This window comes from Stenotrophomonas sp. YJH_SMC_73, from assembly GCF_059370155.1.
Genome location: NZ_JCAFTJ010000015.1, coordinates 12,701 through 29,810, shown reverse-complemented (window position 1 = coordinate 29,810; position 17,110 = coordinate 12,701). Strand labels below are relative to the sequence as shown.

The following is a 17,110-nucleotide window of genomic DNA, read 5'->3' as shown; positions in this document are numbered from 1 at the left end:
TCGTTCACGTGCCTGACAACCTGCCCCCTGCTTTCGTCGGATATCCGCGCCTGCCCGGCCACCAGCTGCTGAGCCTGCAGGGCCCGGATGCGGCTGTCTTTGCCCACGCCCAGTTCAGCAGCGATGTCACCGCCCTGCCCCTGCAGCACTGGCAGTGGAGTGCCTGGCTGAGCGCCAAGGGCCGTACCCTGGCGGTGTTCCAGCTGCTTCGGCTGGCCGACGACCACGTGATGCTGGTGCTGGCTGACGGCGATGCCGATGCGATTGCGTCGCAACTGCAGCGCTTCGTCTTCCGCCGCAAGGTGAAGGTGCAGGTGCGCAGCGATCTGGCGGCGGCTGGCGCGTTCACCGCGCCCCAGGCCGCCAGCGGCGCGGCGATTGCGCAGACCGCAGGCGACGGCTGGGAGCTGGACCTGGGCAGCGATGCCCTGCCGCGCACCCTGCGCGTTGGCAGCGCCGACGCGTTCGCTGCCGGCAATGAAGCCGATGAGGCCGCTTTCGCCCTGGCCTGGCGCCAGGCCGACCTGCGCTACGGCCTGCCGCGGCTGGAAGAAGGCCAGCGCGAAGTGTGGACCCCCCAACAGCTGGGCCTGGACCGCCTGAACGGCTACAGCGTGAAGAAGGGCTGCTATCCCGGCCAGGAAATCGTCGCCCGCACCCACTTCCTCGGCAAGGCCAAGCGTGCGGTGCAGTTGCTGCATACCGCAGCACCGGCACAGGCCGGCGATGGCGTGCAGCAGGATGGCGCGGGGCTGGGCACGATTGCCAGCGTGGCCGGCGACCTGGCACTGGCGGTACTGCCACTGGAGGCCAGCGACGCTGACCTGCAGGTGGGCGATGCCATTGCGCAGCGCGTGCCGTTGCTGGATGGCCTGGCCCGCTGAAGCAGGCGGGGACCTGCACGGGTGGGTGCAGGAATGGTAGTGCCGGCCGCTGGCCGGCAACCATGCAGGGTTGAGGTTGCCGGCCAGCGGCCGGCCCTACCCGTTACAGGCGCTCGCCGGTTTCCGCGCTGAAGAAATGCAGGCCCTGCGGGTGGATCGCCACGCGGATCTGCTCGCCCACCTCGGGCAGCGCCTGCGGCGCCACGCGCATGGTCAGCGCGTGCTGGCCACTGCTCAGGTTGACGAAGATCTCGTTACCGACCGGTTCGATGCCTTCAATGCGTGCGACGAACGCATGCGCATCGTCGGCGGCCGCCGGCTGCAGGTGCTCCGGACGCACGCCCACCGCGATCGGCTTCTGCAGCCAGGCCGGATCGATGGTGGCCTGGCCCAGCGGTGCACGCCACTCACCATCGACCACGGTCACGCCACCGGCATCGCCCTGCAGCGTACCGCGCAGCACGTTCATCGCCGGGCTGCCGAGGAAGCCGGCCACGAACAGGTTGGCCGGGCGATCGTACAGCGCCATCGGCGTATCGATCTGCTGGATGACGCCATCCTTCAGCACCACGATGCGCTGGCCCAGGGTCATCGCTTCGACCTGGTCGTGCGTCACGTAGATCATGGTGGTGCCCAGCTTGCGGTGCAGCTGCGCGATCTCGGTACGCACGCTGTGGCGCAGCTTGGCATCCAGGTTGGACAGCGGTTCGTCGAGCAGGAACACCGCCGGCTCGCGCACCAGCGCACGGCCCAGCGCGACACGCTGGCGCTGGCCACCGGACATCGCCTTGGGCAGCTTGTCCATCATCTCGGTCAGGCCCAGCGTCTGCGCCGCCTCGGCGATGCGCTTGTCGATGGTCGCCTTGTCGTGACCGCGCAGCTTCAGGCCAAAGGCCAGGTTCTCGGCCACGGTCATGTGCGGGTACAGCGCATAACTCTGGAACACCATCGCGATGTCGCGATCCTTCGGCGCCACGTCGTTGACCACGCGATCACCGATGGTCAGCGTGCCGCCGCTGATCTCCTCCAGGCCAGCCACCATCCGCAGCAGGGTCGACTTGCCACAGCCGGACGGGCCGACCAGCACCATCAGCTCGCCATCGGCGACCTCGAAGCTGGCGTCCTTCACCGCGACCTGGCCGTTGTCATAGACCTTGCGCACACCCTGCAACTGCACTTTTGCCATATCACCTATCCGGTCCGCCCGAAGCCGGGCTGTCTTTTGGGACTGCCTCGGCCCTCCCGATGGCAGTGATGATTGCGCGCTTGCCGCATGACGGCGAGCACTGCAATCGAATACAGTTGCCCATTCTGCCATGTAAACGTTTTCACGTGGCACTATCCGATGATCGGTGCGCACCGATCTGCGTCGGCGGTTGAACGAAGGTTCCGCCGAGGCAGTGGTTTCGAATGGAACGGTCTTCCGGCACCCCGGAGAACGCCCCTGACGAACCTCGGACAGGCAGTTGCGCGGATGTCCCCCGAACCCAGCCATGAAGCGATTGACAACGATGTCACCCGGATCTGAAACTCGAGCGATGCACGACACCCTCTTCCTGTTCGGTGCCACAGGTGATCTGGCCCAGCGCTACCTGTTCCCTTCGCTGCTTCGCCTGCTTGGCGACGGCCTGCTGCCGGAGGACTTCCGCATCCGTGCGCTGGCCCTGTCCGGGCATGACACCGAAGCCTTCCATGACATCCTGCGGCCGCGCCTGCAGCAGGCCATGCCGATGGCCACGCAGGACGACATCAGCGCCCTGCTGCGTCGCATCGACTACCGCTCTGTGGACCTGCGCGACGTCGACTCGGTTGCCGCCGCGGTCGCCGACCTCGTGCACCGCAAGTGCGTCAGCTACCTCGCCATCCCGCCGGGCCTGTACATCTCCACCTGCGAAGGCCTGGCCAAGGGCGGCGCCCTCGCCGCGCCGGCACGCCTGATGCTGGAAAAGCCGATCGGCAGCGACAGCGAGAGCGCCGAGGAAATCATCAGCACCATCGGCCAGTGGATCGACGAGGACCGCGTGTTCCGCCTCGACCACTACCTGGGCAAGGCCGCGGTGCAGAACCTGATCGCACTGCGCTTCGGCAACACGCTGCTGGAAGCGGTGTGGAACCGCAACTACATCGAATCGGTGCACATCCTGGTGGCCGAAAGCGAAGGCGTGGATGGCCGCGATGCCTATTACGCCCGCTCCGGCGCGCTGCGCGACATGGTGCAGAGCCACATCCTGCAGCTGCTGTGCATGGTGGCGATGGAACCGCCGGCATCGCTGGAAGCCGATCGCATCCGCGACGAGAAGGTCAAGGTGCTGCGCGCCCTGCGCCCGCTCGATGCCAGGCACGCCGCGCGTGACAGCATCCGTGGCCGCTACACCGCCGGCACCATCAATGGCCAGCCGGCACAGGCCTACCAGCCGCCGGAAGGCAGCGACGTGGAAACCTTCGCCGGTGTCACCGCGCATATCGACAACTGGCGCTGGAGCGGCGTGCCGTTCCACCTGGTCACCGGCAAGCGCCTGCCCGAGCGCACCACCCGCGTGGTGGTAACGCTGAAGCCGGTCACCCACTGGCTGTTCGAGCGCCCGCAGCGCGCGCAGGCCGCACCGAACCGCCTGGTGTTCCAGCTGCAGCCGCAGGAAAACATCGAACTGGGCCTGATGAGCAGCCTGGCAGGCCCGGAATGGGGCGCGCTGGAGCTGCATCCGCTGGAGCTGGAACTGTCGGTGCCGACCGGCCTGCACCGCCGTATCGCTTACGAACGCTTGTTCCTGGATGCCTTCAACGGCAACCACACGCTGTTCGTGCGCGATGACGAAGTGCGTGCGGCCTGGGCCTGGATCGACAGCGTCGCCGACGCCTGGAAGGACGCCAAGCTGCCGCTGGAGCCCTACCCCGCCGGCCAATGGGGCCCGGGCAATGCGGGCGGGTTCCTGCCGCAGGACCTGGACGCGCCCGACAGCGGAGCGTCGGCATGAGTGCCAGCTCGCAGCCAGTGCTGGTCGCCGACATCGGTGGCACCAACGCGCGCTTCGCCCTGGCCGACACCTCGCTGGACGCACCGCTGCAGAAGGACAGCATCCGCGAGTACGCGGTGGCGGAGTTCCCGTCGCTGGGTGATGCCGCGCGCCACCATCTGGAACAGATCGGCGCCACGGCAAGCCGCGGCGTGTTCGCCGTGGCCGGTCGCGTGGATGGTGACGAAGCACGCATCACCAACCATCCGTGGGTGATCTCGCGCAGCCGCACCGCTGCCATGCTCGGGTTCGACGAACTGCACCTGATCAACGACTTCGCCGCGCAGGCGATGGCGATTTCGCTGCTGCAGCCCGATGATGTGGTCCAGGTCGGTGGGGCTGCCTGGGTACCGGGCAAGCCCGGCCAGCCACGCAACTACGCGGTGATCGGGCCCGGTACCGGGCTCGGCGTCGGCGGCCTGATCATGCGTCACGGCCGTTGCTATCCGCTGGAAACCGAAGGCGGCCATGTCAGCTTCCCGCCGGGAACCCCGGAAGAGATCCGCATCCTGGAGATCCTGTCCGAGCAGTTCGGCCGCGTCTCCAACGAGCGCCTGATCTGCGGCCCCGGCCTGGTCAACATCCATCGCGCCGTGTGCGAGATGGCCGGCATCGATCCGGGCCAGCTGCAGCCGGTGGACGTGACCGCCCGCGCCCTGCACGGCGATCCGCAGGCGATGCGCACCGTGGATGTGTTCTGCGCCGTGTTCGGCGCCATTGCTGGCGATCTGGTGCTGACCCAGGGCGCCTGGGACGGCGTGTTCCTGACCGGCGGGCTGACCCCGAAGATGCTCGATTCGCTGCAGCACTCCGGTTTCCGCCAGCGCTTCGAGCACAAGGGCCGGTTCTCTTCCATCATGGCGCGCGTGCCCTCGTTGGCGGTGATGCATCCCCACGCCGGACTGCTGGGCGCCGCCGCCTATGCCGCCGACGCCGAACGTGACGCACCTGGAGTTGCCGCATGAGCCCTACCACCTTCCACGACGACCGCATCGAGTTCATCAACCATGGCGATGCCGATGGCTGGATCGAAGCCGTTGCCGCCGAGATGGCGCACACCCTCAACCACGACATCAACGAAGTGGGCCGCGCCCGCATCCTGCTGTCTGGCGGCACTACACCGGCGCCGGTCTACCAGGCGCTGGCCGAGCTGGACGTGCACTGGGACCGGGTGGAAGTGAGCCTGGCCGACGAGCGCTGGCTGTCGCCGCAGGATCGCGACAGCAATGCCTGGCTGGTGCGCGAGCACCTGCTGAAACGCGCCGAGGGTGCGCATTTCGATCCACTGGTGCGGATCGGCAAGCCCCTGCCCGAATGCGTGTACACCGCCAACCTGCAGGCACAGCACAGCCAGCCGCCGAGCCTGGTGGCACTGGGCATGGGCAACGACGGCCACACCGCCTCGCTGTTCCCGGGCTCGAAGGACCTCGCCCGCGCACTGGAAAGCACCCTGCCCTATGCCGCGCTGGATGCCACCGGCTGCCCGGGCGCGAACCAGTGGCCGCTGCGCATCACGCTGACCCCGCATGGGCTGCGCCAATGCCGACAGCGCCTGCTGCTGCTGCGCGGCAAGCAGAAGCTGCAGGTGCTGCGCCAAGCGTTGGACAGCAACGACGCCCAGCAGTATCCGATCCTCAACGCGATCAACCTGGAAGGCGCGCGCCTGCGCGTCCACTGGGCTGATTGATGTCGGCGGCGGCGCCCCGCCGCCGCATGCCTCTCGCCACCTTGAACGCCGGTAGCCAATGAGCCTCCATCCGCAACTGCAAGCCATCACTGAGCGTGTCATCCGCCGCAGCGCCGCCTCGCGTGCCGCCTACCTGGCCGCGATCGACGCCTCCCTGCGCGAAGGCCCGTTCCGCAGCCGCCTGAGCTGCGGCAACCTCGCCCATGGATTCGCCGCCTGTGGCGGTACCGACAAGAGCCGCCTGCGCGGCGGCGTGACGCCGAACCTGGGCATCATCACCGCCTACAACGACATGCTCTCGGCGCACCAGCCGTTCGAGACCTATCCCGAGCAGATCCGCGAGATCGCCCGCGAGCTGGGTGCCACCGCACAGGTGGCCGGCGGCGTGCCGGCGATGTGCGACGGCGTCACCCAGGGCCGCGGCGGCATGGAACTGTCGCTGTTCTCGCGCGATGTGATCGCGCAGGCGACCGCGATCGGGCTCAGCCACGACATGTTCGACAGCACCGTCTACCTCGGCGTGTGCGACAAGATCGTGCCCGGCCTGCTGATCGGTGCGCTGGCCTTCGGCCACCTGCCGGCGGTGTTCGTGCCGGCCGGCCCGATGACCCCGGGCATCCCCAACAAGCAGAAGGCGGAAGTGCGCGAGCGCTACGCCGCCGGCGAAGCCACCCGCGAAGAGCTGCTGGAAGCCGAGTCCGCCTCATACCACGGCGCCGGCACCTGCACCTTCTACGGCACCGCCAATTCCAACCAGGTGCTGCTGGAAGCGATGGGCGTGCAGCTGCCGGGCGCGTCGTTCGTCAATCCGGGCACGCCGCTGCGCGACGCGCTGACCCGCGAAGCGACCGGACGTGCACTGGACATCACCGCACTGGGCGACGACTTCCGTCCGCTGGGCCGGATCATCGACGAGCGCGCGATCATCAACGCGGTCATCGCGCTGATGGCCACCGGCGGTTCGACCAACCACACCATCCACTGGATCGCGGTGGCGCGTGCGGCCGGCATCGTGCTGACCTGGGACGACTTCGACGAACTGTCGCAGCTGATTCCGCTGCTGGCCCGCGTCTATCCGAACGGCGAGGCCGACGTGAACCGCTTCGCGGCCGCTGGCGGCCCGGCGTTCGTGTTCGGCGAGCTGATCAAGGCGGGCCTGATGCACGGCGATCTGGTCAGCGTGGCGCGCGGCGGCATGGCCGACTACGCGCGCGAACCGCAGCTGCGCGACGGCCAGCTGGTCTACCTGCCGGGCCTGCAACACAGCGCCGATGACGAAGTGGTGCGTGGCGTCGACAATCCGTTCGAGCACCAGGGCGGCCTGCGCCTGCTGCGCGGCAACCTGGGCAAGTCGCTGATCAAGCTGTCGGCGGTGAAGCCGCAGTACCGCACGATCGAAGCACCGGCCGTGGTTGTCGATGCGCCGCAGGTGCTGAACAAGCTGCATGCCGGCGGCCTGCTGCCCGAGCACTTCGTGGCGGTGGTGCGTTACCAGGGCCCGCGTGCCAACGGCATGCCGGAACTGCATTCGCTGGCGCCGCTGCTGGGGCTGCTGCAGAACCAGGGCCGGCGCGTGGCACTGGTCACCGACGGCCGCCTGTCCGGTGCCTCGGGCAAGATTCCGGCGGCGATCCATGTGACGCCGGAAGCGGCACGCGGTGGTCCGCTGGCCAAGGTCCGCGAAGGCGACATGATCCGCCTTGATGGCGAGGCCGGCACGCTGGAAGTGCTGGTGGACGCGGCCGAGTGGGCCGCGCGTCCGCTGGCCCCGAACACGGCGCCTGCCGCGCATGACCTGGGCCGCAACCTGTTCGCGATCAACCGTCGCGTGGTGGGTCCGGCTGATCAGGGCGCGATTTCGATTTCGTGCGGGCCGGCGGCGGCCGATGGCGGGCCGTGGGAATACGACGCGGAGTACGAGCTGGGGCACGATGCCGCAGCGGCGGCGGCGCCGCATGAGGCAAAAGACGCCTGAAGCGAAAAGCCGCGGCAGGCTTCCCGGCCTGGGCAGTAGAGCGCCCTGGACAATTCCCGGCGCGTCATTTGCGCTGCGGCCACTGAATCAAGAAGAGCAAAGGCAAGGGCAAAAGCATGGGTATCGAACAACATCAGGTGAAGGCGGCGGAGCTGTTGCGTGCGGCGGGCATCCTGCCGGTGGTGACGATTCATACGCTGGACCAGGCGCGTGCGGTCAGTGCTGCGTTGCTGGAAGGTGGCCTGCCGGCGATCGAGTTGACGCTGCGTACGCCAGTGGCGATGGAAGCATTGGCGATGCTCAAGCGCGAGCTGCCGGACGTGGTGGTGGGCGCCGGCACGGTGCTGACCGTGGAGCAGATGCAGCAGTCGATCGATGCGGGCGCGGACTTCCTGGTGACCCCGGGTACGCCACCGGCGCTGGCCGATGCGCTGGCGGCGGCACCGCTGCCGGTAGTGCCGGGTGCGGCCACGCCGACCGAACTGCTGTCGCTGTATGCGCGCGGCTTCCGCGTGTGCAAGCTGTTCCCTGCCACCGCCGTGGGGGGGCTGGCGATGATCAAGGGTCTGGCCGGCCCGGTTGCCGACCTCAAGCTGTGCCCGACCGGCGGCATCACCGAAAACACCGCCGCCGAGTACCTCGAGCAGAAGAACGTGGTCTGCATCGGTGGTTCGTGGATGGTGCCGGGCAACTGGATCGCCGACGGTCAGTGGGACAAGGTGCGCGCCAGCGCCGCCGACGCCGCGAAGATCATCAAGCGCGTACGCGGCCACTGAGCCCGACACAGGTGTAGAGCCGAGCCCATGCTCGGCTCCGCGCCCGCAGGCCGGAAAGCAGCCGAGCATAGGCTCGGCTCTACATTTCCTCTATCGGCAGTGACGGCGCACGGAACCTGTCGGTGGCCCTGCGGAGGGCTCAGCCGTTGGCCGAATCCCTTACAGCGGCCGTGCCGGATCCACCAGCCCGTACTGGCTGGCCATGCGCGCCAGCGCGATGTTGTCGTGGATCCCCATCTTCTCGAACAGCCGCGCCTTGTGCGTGTTCACCGTCTTCGCACTCAGGCTCAGGCGCCGCGCGATGTCTTCCTGGCGCAGGCCCTGGGTCAGCAGCAACGCCACTTCCAGCTCGCGCGGCGACAGGCTGTCGAATGGAGAGCCATTGCCTTCAACGGTCGACAAGGCCAGGTTCTGCGCGATGCTGGTGCCCAGGTAGCGACGGCCCATGGCCACATCGCGCACCGCACGCAGCAGCTCCTGTGCATCGCAGCCCTTGCCGATGTAGCCCGCAGCCCCGGCTTCCAGCAAGCGCTTCGGCAGCGGACCGTCTTCCAGCACCGACACGATCACCACGCGGGTGTTGCGATGGCTGCGGACGATGCGCTCGGTCACCTCCATGCCACTCACGCCGGGCAGGTGCAGGTCGCACAGCACCACGTCCGGCAGCAGCTGGCGGACGTCGCGCAGCGCATCTTCGCCGGTCTCGGCTTCGCCCACCACCTCGATGTCGGTCTCCCCCGACAGGATCATCTTCATCCCGGTGCGGACCAGTGCGTGGTCATCCACCAGGTAGACTCGAATCGTCATTCACGTACCTCTTCGAATGCGGCCATTGCAGGTCAAGCTAGGCAGGGCGCCGATACCCCTGCAAGCGCGTTCGAGATGCGACCCGGGCATTCTGCCTTGCGCATCACAGTACCGCGCGTTGTGCTTGCCCCCTGTCTTGCAGAACCTGCTGCAACGAAACAACTGATCTATTACGTAGACGCCCCGGAGGGGCCATCCACGTCAATCCCCCTGTGATGATGCTTCGCTGGCCGTCGCTGGCGGCGAATCCTGACGTCGCCAAGGATGCCGGCGACTGAACATGACCAGATAGCACCCTACCACCCAAACCAGCGCGGCACACCATCCGGCCAGGATATCGGAGGGATAATGCACGCCCAGATAGACCCGGGAGACGCTGACCAGCAGGCTGAACGCGGGCGCCAGCAGCAGCACCGGCCAGCGCCAGCGGGTGTTCCAGGCCAGCAGCACCAGGGTCACGGCCAGGGTCATCGAGCCCATCGCGTGGCCGCTGGGAAAGCTGAACGTCGATTCCGGCGCGATCGATTCCCACAGGCTGGGGCGCTGGCGCTGGAAGAAATGCTTGCTGCCCATGTTCAGCAGCGCCGAGCCGACGAAGCTGACCGCCACGAAGGTGGCCTCACGCCAACGCCGGTAGCCCAGCAGCACGCCGATGATCAGCACGTCGGCGGGAATCAGGAACCATTCGTAGCCCAGCCTGGAAATGAGCACGAAGAAGCGGTCCAGCAGCGGTGAGTGCAGGCCATGCATCTGCCACAGCAGCGGCGCATCGAAATGGAACGATTCAAACTCGTGCACTTCGTCGGCCAGCGCGACGAAACCCGCCAACGGCAGCAGCACGCCACCGAACAGCAGCACCAGGCGCCAGGCATTGCGGGCCATCCAGTGGCGGAAACCGGAGGCGGACTCCGGCGCAGCGAGGATCGCAGGCTTATCCGGCGCTTCGGACATATTTGTGTTCGACGTAATCGTCGATCAGGGCGACGAACTCCTGGGCGATGTTCTCGCCACGCAGGGTCACCTTCTTCTCGCCATCGACGAACACGGGCGCGGCCGGGGTTTCACCGGTGCCCGGCAGGGAAATACCGATGTTGGCGTGCCGCGACTCACCCGGCCCATTGACGATGCAGCCCATCACCGCCAGGGTCATGTTCTCCGCACCCGGATGGTGGATCTTCCACAGCGGCATCTTCTCGCGCACGTGGTTCTGCACCACCTTGGCCAGTTCCTGGAAGAACTCGGAGGTGGTGCGGCCGCAGCCCGGACAAGCCGTGACCAGCGGCGTGAAGGCACGCTGGCCGGTGGTCTGCAGCAGTTCCTGGGCGACGATCACTTCCTGCGTGCGCGACTGGCCCGGTTCCGGGGTCAGCGAGATGCGGATGGTGTCACCGATGCCTTCCTGCAGCAGCACGCCCAACGCCGCCGACGAGGCGACGATGCCCTTGCTGCCGATACCGGCCTCGGTCAGGCCCAGGTGCAGGGCAAAATCGGAGCGCTGGGCCAGGTCGCGGTACACCGCGATCAGCTCCTGCACGCCACTGACCTTGGCCGACAGCACGATGCGATCGCGCGGCAGGCCGAACTCCACCGCCTGCTCGGCCGAATCCAGCGCCGAACGGATCAGCGCCTCGCGCAGCACGCGACCGGCATCCCAGGGCTGCTCGCGCAGGTTGTTCTCGTCCATCAACTTCGCCGCCAGGGCCTGGTCCAGCGAGCCCCAGTTGGCACCGATGCGCACCGGCTTGTTGTAGCGGATCGCGAACTCGATCAACTGGGCGAACTGCAGATCCTTCTTCTTGCCGAAGCCGACGTTGCCCGGATTGATGCGGTACTTGGCCAGCGCTTCGGCACATGCCGGCTCGGCGGTCAGCAGCTGGTGGCCGTTGTAGTGGAAATCACCGATCAGCGGCACGTCGATGCCCATCATCGCCAGCTTGTCGACGATGCGCGGGATCGCCGCAGCGGCTTCCACGGTATTGACGGTCAAACGCACCATTTCCGAACCGGCCCGCCACAGCTCGGCCACCTGCTTCACGCTGGAGGCCACGTCGGACGTGTCGGTGTTGGTCATCGACTGCACCACGACCGGCTTGCCTCCGCCTACGGTGACCCCGCCGATCTGCACGGCATGGGTCTGGCGGCGGGGCCAGGAGGTGGCATCGGAGGGAGGAGTCGGGCGGGTGACGGCGTCGTGCATGGGCGCATTCTACCGCCCGCCCCCGCATTCCGGGTGACTCGCATTCAGCCGGTGTCACGGCTGCGGCCGATTGTCGCAGGCACAGCCGCCCGTGAACGCATACGATGAGCGTGAATGACCGGTCCCGACGCCCCGTTTCTCCGTACCCTGTGCAGCCTGCGCTGGCTTGCCGTAGGCGGCCAGGCCGCCACCATCCTGGTTGCCACCTGGGTGCTGGGCCTGCCGTTGCCGCAGCTGCCGCTATGGGCCGGTGTGGCGGTGCTGGCCCTGTTCAACATCTATACCCAGTTGCGTCCGGACGCGGCTGACACCGCACCGCTGACCGCGTTCGGCCACATCCTGGTGGACGTGATCATCCTGACCTGGATGGTCGGCTGGAGCGGCGGCATGGCCAACCCGTTCAGCTCGCTGTTCCTGATCCTGATCGCGCTGGCCGCATTCGCCCTGCCCCTGCGCTGGGCACTGGCGGTCGCACTGGCCTGCCTGCTCGGCTACGCCGCCAGCGGCATCTTCGGCCAGCCATTGCCGGACGGTTACTTCCGCGCGCAGGACCTGAATCGCTGGGGCGTGGTCGCCAACTTCCTGATTTCCGCCGCGGTGGTACTGGCCTTCTCCACCCGGCTGGCGCTGGCCCTGCGGGAGCGCGAGCTGGAACTGTCGGCACTGCGCGAGCGCTTCGCCCGCAACGAGGGCATCGTCGCGCTGGCCACCCATGCCGCCTCGGTGGCGCATGAACTGAACACGCCGCTGGCGACCATGACCCTGCTCGCCGACGATGTGGCCGAGCGCAGCGAAGAGCCGGAAGTGCGCGAGGACATGGAAACCCTGCGCGAGCTGCTGGTGCAGTGCCGGGAGCGCGTGCTGGCGCTGGCTGCTCCGGCCTCGGCCGACGCACCGGGCCGCAGCCATTCCAGCGCACAGCAGGTGCTTGAGCAATGGCGCCTGGTGCGGCCGACCATCGACCTGCACCGCAACGATGATGCGCCGCTGCGGCTGCCGCTGGACCCGGGCGTAGGCCATCTGCTGATGGTCCTGCTCAACAACGCCGCCGATGCCGGCGAGAAAGCCGGCCGGCCACGCGTGGACCTGGACCTGCGCATCGAAGGCGACGACCTGATCGGCGAAGTCCGCGACTACGGCCATGGCTTCGACGCCCGTGCCGCCGTGCTGCCGGGCAAGCTGTTCGGCAGCAGCAAGAGCGAGGGCATGGGCGTCGGCCTGGCCCTGTCCCATGCCACCATCGAACGCCTCGACGGCGAGATGTGGATGCGCCCGGCCCAGGGGGCCGGCAGCCGCGTCGGCTTCCGCCTGCCGCTGGCCCCACGCGAGGACACCCCATGAGCCTTCACCATTCCACCCTGGGCCTGCTGGTCGACGACGACGAGCTGTACCTGCGTACCCTGCAACGCAGCCTGGCCCGCAAGGGGCTTGAAACGCAGACCGCACAGGATGCCGCCAGTGCGCTGGCGCTGGCCCGGCAGCATCCACCGGCCTTCGCGCTGATCGACCTGAAGCTGGGCAGCGATTCCGGCCTGGCACTGATCCAGCCGCTGCGCGCGCTGCGCGCGGACATGCGCATACTGCTGGTGACCGGCTACGCCAGCATCGCCACCGCGGTGGAGGCGATCAAGCTGGGTGCGGATGATTACCTGCCGAAGCCGGCCACGGTGCCGATGATCCTGCGCGCCCTCGGCGAGGAAGACGACGGCCCGGCCGACGATGGCGAAATGGAAGTGCCCGATGCGATGACGCCGATCAGCCGCCTGCAGTGGGAACACATCCAGCAGGCGATGCACGAGACCGGCGGCAACGTGTCAGCGGCCGCGCGCCTGCTCGGCATGCACCGGCGCTCGCTGCAGCGCAAACTGGCCAAGCGGCCAAGCCCGGAGCGCGACCCGAGCCGGTGACGCGGTAGTGCCGGCCGGTGGCCGGCAACCCATCTTCTGCGGTAGTGCCGGCCGCTGGCCGGCAACCTCATGAACGATTGAAGCATCACCTGGATGCCGGCCAGCGGCCGGCACTACCAGAGCATCAGCGCTTCAGCTGCGCCAGGATCTCGCGGGTCATCGGATCGGCAACCGCCACATCCTCGCCCTGCAGCGCCGGCAGCAGGCCACTGGCCAGTTGCTTGCCGAGCTCGACACCGAACTGGTCGAACGCGTTGATGTTCCAGATCACCGACTGCACGTACACGGCGTGTTCGTACATGGCGATCAGCGCACCCAGTGCCTGCGGGGTCAGCGCGTCGAGCAGGATCAGCGTGCTCGGCCGCCCGCCCGGGTAATCACGGTGCGGATCGTCGCTGCTCTGGCCATTGGCCAGCGCCTCGGTCTGTGCCAACAGGTTGGCCAGCAGGGCCTGGTGATTGATCGTGTAGGGATCATCGTTGTGCACACAGCCGATGAAGTCGGCCGGAACGACGCTGGTGCCCTGGTGCAGCGCCTGGAAGAAGCTGTGCTGCACATCGGTGCCTGCCCCACCCCACCACACCGGCACGGTGTCGGTGGTGACCGGCGCACCATCACGCTGCACGCGCTTGCCCAGGCTTTCCATCACCAGCTGCTGCAGGTAGGCCGGCAGCAGCGCCAGACGCTGGTCGTAGGTCATCACCGCATGCGTGGCATGGCCCAGCAGGTTGCGGTTCCAGATGTCGGTCAGGCCATGCAGCACCGGCAGGTTGCGCTCCAGCGGTGCATCCAGCGCATGCGCATCCATCTGTGCGGCGCCTTCCAGCAGCTGCTCAAAGCGCTCGAAGCCGATCGCCAACGCGATCGGGAAACCGACCGCCGACCACAGCGAATAGCGGCCACCCACCCAGTCCCACATCGGCAGTACGCGATCGGCGGCGATCGCGAAGGCCTTGGCGGCGCGATCCGGATTGGCGCTGACTGCATACAGGCGCTCGCTGCCGCCCAGCCAGTCGTGCAGGATCTGGCCGTTGAGCAGCGTTTCCTGCGTACCGAAGGTCTTGGAGATGAGGATGCCGGCGGTCTTGGCCGGATCCAGCGTGGCCAGCGTGCGCTGCATGGCGGCGCCGTCCACGTTCGAGACGAAATGCACGCGCAGGCGCGCACCGCTGACCGGACGCAGCGCGTCGGCGACCAGGCGCGGGCCAAGGTCGGAACCACCGATGCCGACGCTGACCACATCGGTCACGCCACTGTCTTCCAGCGCGCGCACCAGCACGCCCATGCGCTGGCGGATCGCGCGCGCGGTGGCATAGGCCTCGGCCGCCACCGGCGCATCGACCACATCGCCGCGCAGCGCGGTATGCAGCGCGGCGCGCCCTTCGGTCAGGTTGACCTGTTCGCCGCGGAACAGGCGCGTGATGGCACCACCGACATCACGCTCGGCAGCCAGCGCCAACAGCGCCTGCAACGCCGCGGCATCGTATTTCTGCCGGGCGAAATTGACGTACAACGGACCGACCCGCAGCGCCAGCTCCTGTACACGGCCGGGTTCGGCGGCGAGCAGGCTGGGAATGCTTGCGCCCTTCAGGCGCTGGGCGTGGGAATGCAGCGAGTCGAATCCGTTGTTCGTTGTCATGCGGCCTGGGTCGGGATCGTGTCGTTGGTGTGGGTGATCTGGTTGTTGCCATCAACGTACACCAGCTTCGGCCTGAAGCTGTCAGCTTCCTGCTCGGTCATGCTGGCGAACGCGGCGATGATGATGATGTCACCGACCTGCACGTGGCGCGCGGCGCCACCGTTGAGCGAGACAACGCCGCTGCCGGCTTCGGCGCGGATGGCATAGGTCGAGAAACGCGCACCATTGGTCACGTCCCAGATGTGCACCTGCTCGAACTCGCGGATGCCGGTGGCAGCCAGCAGGTTGTCATCGATGGCGATCGAGCCTTCGTAGTTCAGCTCGGAATGGGTGACGGTGGCGCGATGGATCTTGGTCTTGAGCAGGGACAGGTGCATGGGGGCGCTGCAACGGCAAAGGAAAGAGCGGATTCTAGCACCCGCGCAGCGCGGGGCATCACGGCCGGCAACCTGTTCAGGTAGCCGGTGAAACCGGGGTCAGAAGCCTTTTCCCCTGGAAAAGGGATCTGACCCCATGCATCGCGCGGCGCCGCCGGAACTCAGAACTCCAGGTTGTCGATCAACCGGGTGGTTCCCAGGCGCGCGGCAATCAGCGCCACGCGGCCACCGCCGTCGAAGGTCGGCTCGGCCAGCTCCGGGGTGCGCAGCACCGCGTAGTCGACCTGGAACCCGGCTGCCTGCAATGTGGCCGTGGCGTCGGCTTCGATGCGATCACGTGCCTGCCCCGCCACGTAGCCCTCGCGCATGCCCAGCAGGGTGCGGTGGATGGTGGTCGCGACCGGGCGCTGTTCGTCGCTCAGGTACTGGTTGCGCGAACTCTTGGCCAGGCCATCCTCGTCGCGCACGATCTCAGCACCGACGATCTGGATCGGGAACGACAGCTCGGCCACCATCTGCCTGATCACGGCGAGCTGCTGGTAGTCCTTGCGGCCGAACACGGCCACGTCCGGCTGCACCTGCAGGAACAGGCGCGCCACCACCGTGCAGACGCCATCGAAGTGCCCCGGGCGGCTGGCGCCTTCCAGCACTTCACTGACACCCGGCGCGTGCATGCGCGTGGTCCTGTCCACGCCCAGCGGATACATCGTCTCCACGCTGGGCAGCCACACGGCATCGCAGCCGACCTGCTCCAGCCCGGCCACGTCGGCCTCGGGCGTGCGCGGGTAGCGACTGAAATCCTCGTTGGGGCCGAACTGGGTCGGATTGACGAAGATGCTCGCCACCACCTTGTCAGCGTACTGGCGGGCCAGGGTCACCAGCGAATGGTGCCCCCCATGCAGGTTGCCCATGGTCGGCACCAGCGCCACGCGCAGGCCCTCACGCTTCCACTGGGCGATCTGCTCGCGCAACGCGCCGAGCTCGTTGAAGGTCTGGATCATTGGGCGTAGGCGTGCTGTTCGTCGGGGAAGCTGCCGTCGCGCACCGCGTCGGCAAAGGCGCGGGTGGCACCGGCCACCGAGCCACCTTCGGCAAGGAAATCCTTGACGAACTTGGGACGGCGATGGCCACTGTCCAGGCCGAGGAAATCGTGCAGCACCAGCACCTGGCCATCGCACTGCGGGCCCGCGCCAATGCCGATGGTCGGCACATCCACCGCAGCGGTCACTTCGGCAGCGACCGGGGTCGGCACGCATTCAAGCACCATGATGCTGGCGCCTGCGGCGGCCACGGCCCTGGCGTCCTCCACCAGCTGGCGCGCAGCATCGCCGCGGCCCTGGATCTTGAAGCCGCCCAGTCGCAGCACCGACTGCGGGGTCAGGCCGAGGTGCGCGCAGACCGGAATCTCGCGCTCGACCAGGTAGCGGATGATGTCGACCTTGAAGCCGGCACCTTCGATCTTGACCATCTCGGCACCGGCTTGCAGCAGCTGCAGCGAGGCATCCAGCGCGCGTTCCGGGGTGGCATCGGCGCCGAACGGCAGGTCGGCCACCAGCAGCGCACGCTGCAGCACGCGGGCCACGGCCCGGGTGTGGTAGACCATGTCGGCCACGGTCACCGGCAGGGTCGAATCATGACCCTGCACGACCATGCCCAGCGAATCGCCGATCAGGATCAGATCGACGCCGTTGGCATCGAAGGTGCGGGCGAAGCCGGCGTCGTAGGCGGTCAACATGACCAGCTTCTGGCCATTGCGCTTGGCCTCGGCCAGGGCGGGAACGGTCCAGGGCTTGCTGTCTGCGTGGGTGCTCATGTGCTGATAACCGGGGGAGATAACCCGGGCATTA

At 67.7% G+C, this 17,110-nt stretch carries 16 protein-coding genes; 8 read left to right on the top strand and 8 right to left on the bottom strand.

The window, feature by feature from the left end; translation table 11 throughout:
- Window positions 1-8 precede the first annotated feature (8 nt).
- Window positions 9-884 carry a CAF17-like 4Fe-4S cluster assembly/insertion protein YgfZ gene (ygfZ, locus tag AC5P8R_RS19750; RefSeq protein ID WP_495223755.1) on the top strand — a complete coding sequence of 292 codons (876 nt, stop codon included), beginning with the start codon at window positions 9-11 and terminating at the stop codon, window positions 882-884.
- 103 nt (window positions 885-987) lie between these two features.
- Here ygfZ and AC5P8R_RS19745 read toward each other — a convergent pair whose 3' ends face one another.
- Window positions 988-2,070 (bottom strand): ABC transporter ATP-binding protein, encoded by a 1,083-nt coding sequence (locus AC5P8R_RS19745; protein WP_126411940.1) that lies wholly within the window; start codon window positions 2,068-2,070, stop codon window positions 988-990.
- 352 nt (window positions 2,071-2,422) lie between these two features.
- Between AC5P8R_RS19745 and zwf the strand changes: the two genes are divergently transcribed.
- The 5 genes from zwf to AC5P8R_RS19720 all read left to right on the top strand — a co-directional run bounded on the left by zwf (window position 2,423) and on the right by AC5P8R_RS19720 (window position 8,336).
- Window positions 2,423-3,859, top strand: coding sequence for a glucose-6-phosphate dehydrogenase (zwf, locus tag AC5P8R_RS19740; RefSeq protein WP_014646761.1), 1,437 nt, complete (start codon window positions 2,423-2,425; stop codon window positions 3,857-3,859).
- Entirely contained in the window at window positions 3,856-4,863 is a 1,008-nt protein-coding gene (gene glk / locus AC5P8R_RS19735) for a glucokinase (RefSeq protein ID WP_014646760.1), read from the top strand. The genes zwf and glk overlap by 4 nt, the downstream gene beginning before the upstream one ends.
- Window positions 4,860-5,585 (top strand): 6-phosphogluconolactonase, encoded by a 726-nt coding sequence (gene pgl, locus AC5P8R_RS19730; RefSeq protein ID WP_014646759.1) that lies wholly within the window; start codon window positions 4,860-4,862, stop codon window positions 5,583-5,585. The genes glk and pgl overlap by 4 nt, the downstream gene beginning before the upstream one ends.
- A 58-nt stretch (window positions 5,586-5,643) precedes the next feature.
- A complete protein-coding gene (gene edd / locus AC5P8R_RS19725) occupies window positions 5,644-7,560 on the top strand; it encodes a phosphogluconate dehydratase (RefSeq protein ID WP_495223754.1) in 1,917 nt (638 codons plus the stop codon).
- A gap of 116 nt (window positions 7,561-7,676) precedes the next feature.
- Window positions 7,677-8,336, top strand: coding sequence for a bifunctional 4-hydroxy-2-oxoglutarate aldolase/2-dehydro-3-deoxy-phosphogluconate aldolase (locus AC5P8R_RS19720; RefSeq protein WP_053495354.1), 660 nt, complete (start codon window positions 7,677-7,679; stop codon window positions 8,334-8,336).
- A 159-nt stretch (window positions 8,337-8,495) separates the two neighbouring features.
- Here AC5P8R_RS19720 and AC5P8R_RS19715 read toward each other — a convergent pair whose 3' ends face one another.
- From AC5P8R_RS19715 to ispG, 3 genes are all read right to left on the bottom strand, one after another.
- Complete coding sequence (locus tag AC5P8R_RS19715; RefSeq protein ID WP_005416124.1) at window positions 8,496-9,143, bottom strand: response regulator; 648 nt, start codon at window positions 9,141-9,143, stop codon at window positions 8,496-8,498.
- A 201-nt stretch (window positions 9,144-9,344) separates the two neighbouring features.
- Window positions 9,345-10,094: a phosphatase PAP2 family protein gene (locus AC5P8R_RS19710; protein WP_014646755.1), complete on the bottom strand. Its 750-nt coding sequence runs from the start codon at window positions 10,092-10,094 to the stop codon at window positions 9,345-9,347.
- Window positions 10,075-11,340, bottom strand: a complete 1,266-nt coding sequence (ispG, locus tag AC5P8R_RS19705; protein WP_197621771.1) for a flavodoxin-dependent (E)-4-hydroxy-3-methylbut-2-enyl-diphosphate synthase — start codon at window positions 11,338-11,340, stop codon at window positions 10,075-10,077. The genes AC5P8R_RS19710 and ispG overlap by 20 nt, the downstream gene beginning before the upstream one ends.
- Before the next feature lie 114 nt (window positions 11,341-11,454).
- On the opposite strand from ispG, the gene AC5P8R_RS19700 reads away from it, so the two are divergent.
- Together AC5P8R_RS19700 and AC5P8R_RS19695 are read left to right on the top strand one after the other, a co-directional pair.
- Entirely contained in the window at window positions 11,455-12,681 is a 1,227-nt protein-coding gene (locus AC5P8R_RS19700; RefSeq protein ID WP_032960817.1) for an ATP-binding protein, read from the top strand.
- Window positions 12,678-13,247, top strand: coding sequence for a response regulator transcription factor (locus AC5P8R_RS19695; protein WP_012510702.1), 570 nt, complete (start codon window positions 12,678-12,680; stop codon window positions 13,245-13,247). The genes AC5P8R_RS19700 and AC5P8R_RS19695 overlap by 4 nt, the downstream gene beginning before the upstream one ends.
- A 124-nt stretch (window positions 13,248-13,371) precedes the next feature.
- Here AC5P8R_RS19695 and pgi read toward each other — a convergent pair whose 3' ends face one another.
- The 4 genes from pgi to panB all read right to left on the bottom strand — a co-directional run bounded on the left by pgi (window position 13,372) and on the right by panB (window position 17,076).
- The gene (gene pgi / locus AC5P8R_RS19690; RefSeq protein WP_049442316.1) at window positions 13,372-14,886 is read right to left on the bottom strand and encodes a glucose-6-phosphate isomerase; all 1,515 of its coding nucleotides are present in this window, start codon (window positions 14,884-14,886) and stop codon (window positions 13,372-13,374) included.
- Window positions 14,883-15,263 (bottom strand): aspartate 1-decarboxylase, encoded by a 381-nt coding sequence (gene panD, locus AC5P8R_RS19685; protein ID WP_014646751.1) that lies wholly within the window; start codon window positions 15,261-15,263, stop codon window positions 14,883-14,885. Before panD ends, pgi begins: the two co-directional genes overlap by 4 nt.
- Before the next feature lie 161 nt (window positions 15,264-15,424).
- Window positions 15,425-16,264 (bottom strand): pantoate--beta-alanine ligase, encoded by an 840-nt coding sequence (panC, locus tag AC5P8R_RS19680; RefSeq protein ID WP_046429939.1) that lies wholly within the window; start codon window positions 16,262-16,264, stop codon window positions 15,425-15,427.
- Entirely contained in the window at window positions 16,261-17,076 is an 816-nt protein-coding gene (panB, locus tag AC5P8R_RS19675) for a 3-methyl-2-oxobutanoate hydroxymethyltransferase (RefSeq protein WP_014646749.1), read from the bottom strand. The genes panC and panB overlap by 4 nt, the downstream gene beginning before the upstream one ends.
- Between the last annotated feature and the right edge of the window lie 34 nt (window positions 17,077-17,110).

Coding starts and splice junctions, on each gene's coding strand:
- edd (WP_495223754.1), top strand. CDS start 5,644: ATGAGCCTCCATCCGCAACTGCAAGCCATCACTGAGCGTGTCATCCGC.
- glk (WP_014646760.1), top strand. CDS start 3,856: ATGAGTGCCAGCTCGCAGCCAGTGCTGGTCGCCGACATCGGTGGCACC.
- pgl (WP_014646759.1), top strand. CDS start 4,860: ATGAGCCCTACCACCTTCCACGACGACCGCATCGAGTTCATCAACCAT.
- ispG (WP_197621771.1), bottom strand. CDS start 11,340: ATGCACGACGCCGTCACCCGCCCGACTCCTCCCTCCGATGCCACCTCC.
- panD (WP_014646751.1), bottom strand. CDS start 15,263: ATGCACCTGTCCCTGCTCAAGACCAAGATCCATCGCGCCACCGTCACC.
- panC (WP_046429939.1), bottom strand. CDS start 16,264: ATGATCCAGACCTTCAACGAGCTCGGCGCGTTGCGCGAGCAGATCGCC.
- pgi (WP_049442316.1), bottom strand. CDS start 14,886: ATGACAACGAACAACGGATTCGACTCGCTGCATTCCCACGCCCAGCGC.
- AC5P8R_RS19695 (WP_012510702.1), top strand. CDS start 12,678: ATGAGCCTTCACCATTCCACCCTGGGCCTGCTGGTCGACGACGACGAG.
- AC5P8R_RS19715 (WP_005416124.1), bottom strand. CDS start 9,143: ATGACGATTCGAGTCTACCTGGTGGATGACCACGCACTGGTCCGCACC.
- AC5P8R_RS19720 (WP_053495354.1), top strand. CDS start 7,677: ATGGGTATCGAACAACATCAGGTGAAGGCGGCGGAGCTGTTGCGTGCG.
- zwf (WP_014646761.1), top strand. CDS start 2,423: ATGCACGACACCCTCTTCCTGTTCGGTGCCACAGGTGATCTGGCCCAG.
- AC5P8R_RS19745 (WP_126411940.1), bottom strand. CDS start 2,070: ATGGCAAAAGTGCAGTTGCAGGGTGTGCGCAAGGTCTATGACAACGGC.
- AC5P8R_RS19700 (WP_032960817.1), top strand. CDS start 11,455: ATGACCGGTCCCGACGCCCCGTTTCTCCGTACCCTGTGCAGCCTGCGC.
- panB (WP_014646749.1), bottom strand. CDS start 17,076: ATGAGCACCCACGCAGACAGCAAGCCCTGGACCGTTCCCGCCCTGGCC.
- AC5P8R_RS19710 (WP_014646755.1), bottom strand. CDS start 10,094: ATGTCCGAAGCGCCGGATAAGCCTGCGATCCTCGCTGCGCCGGAGTCC.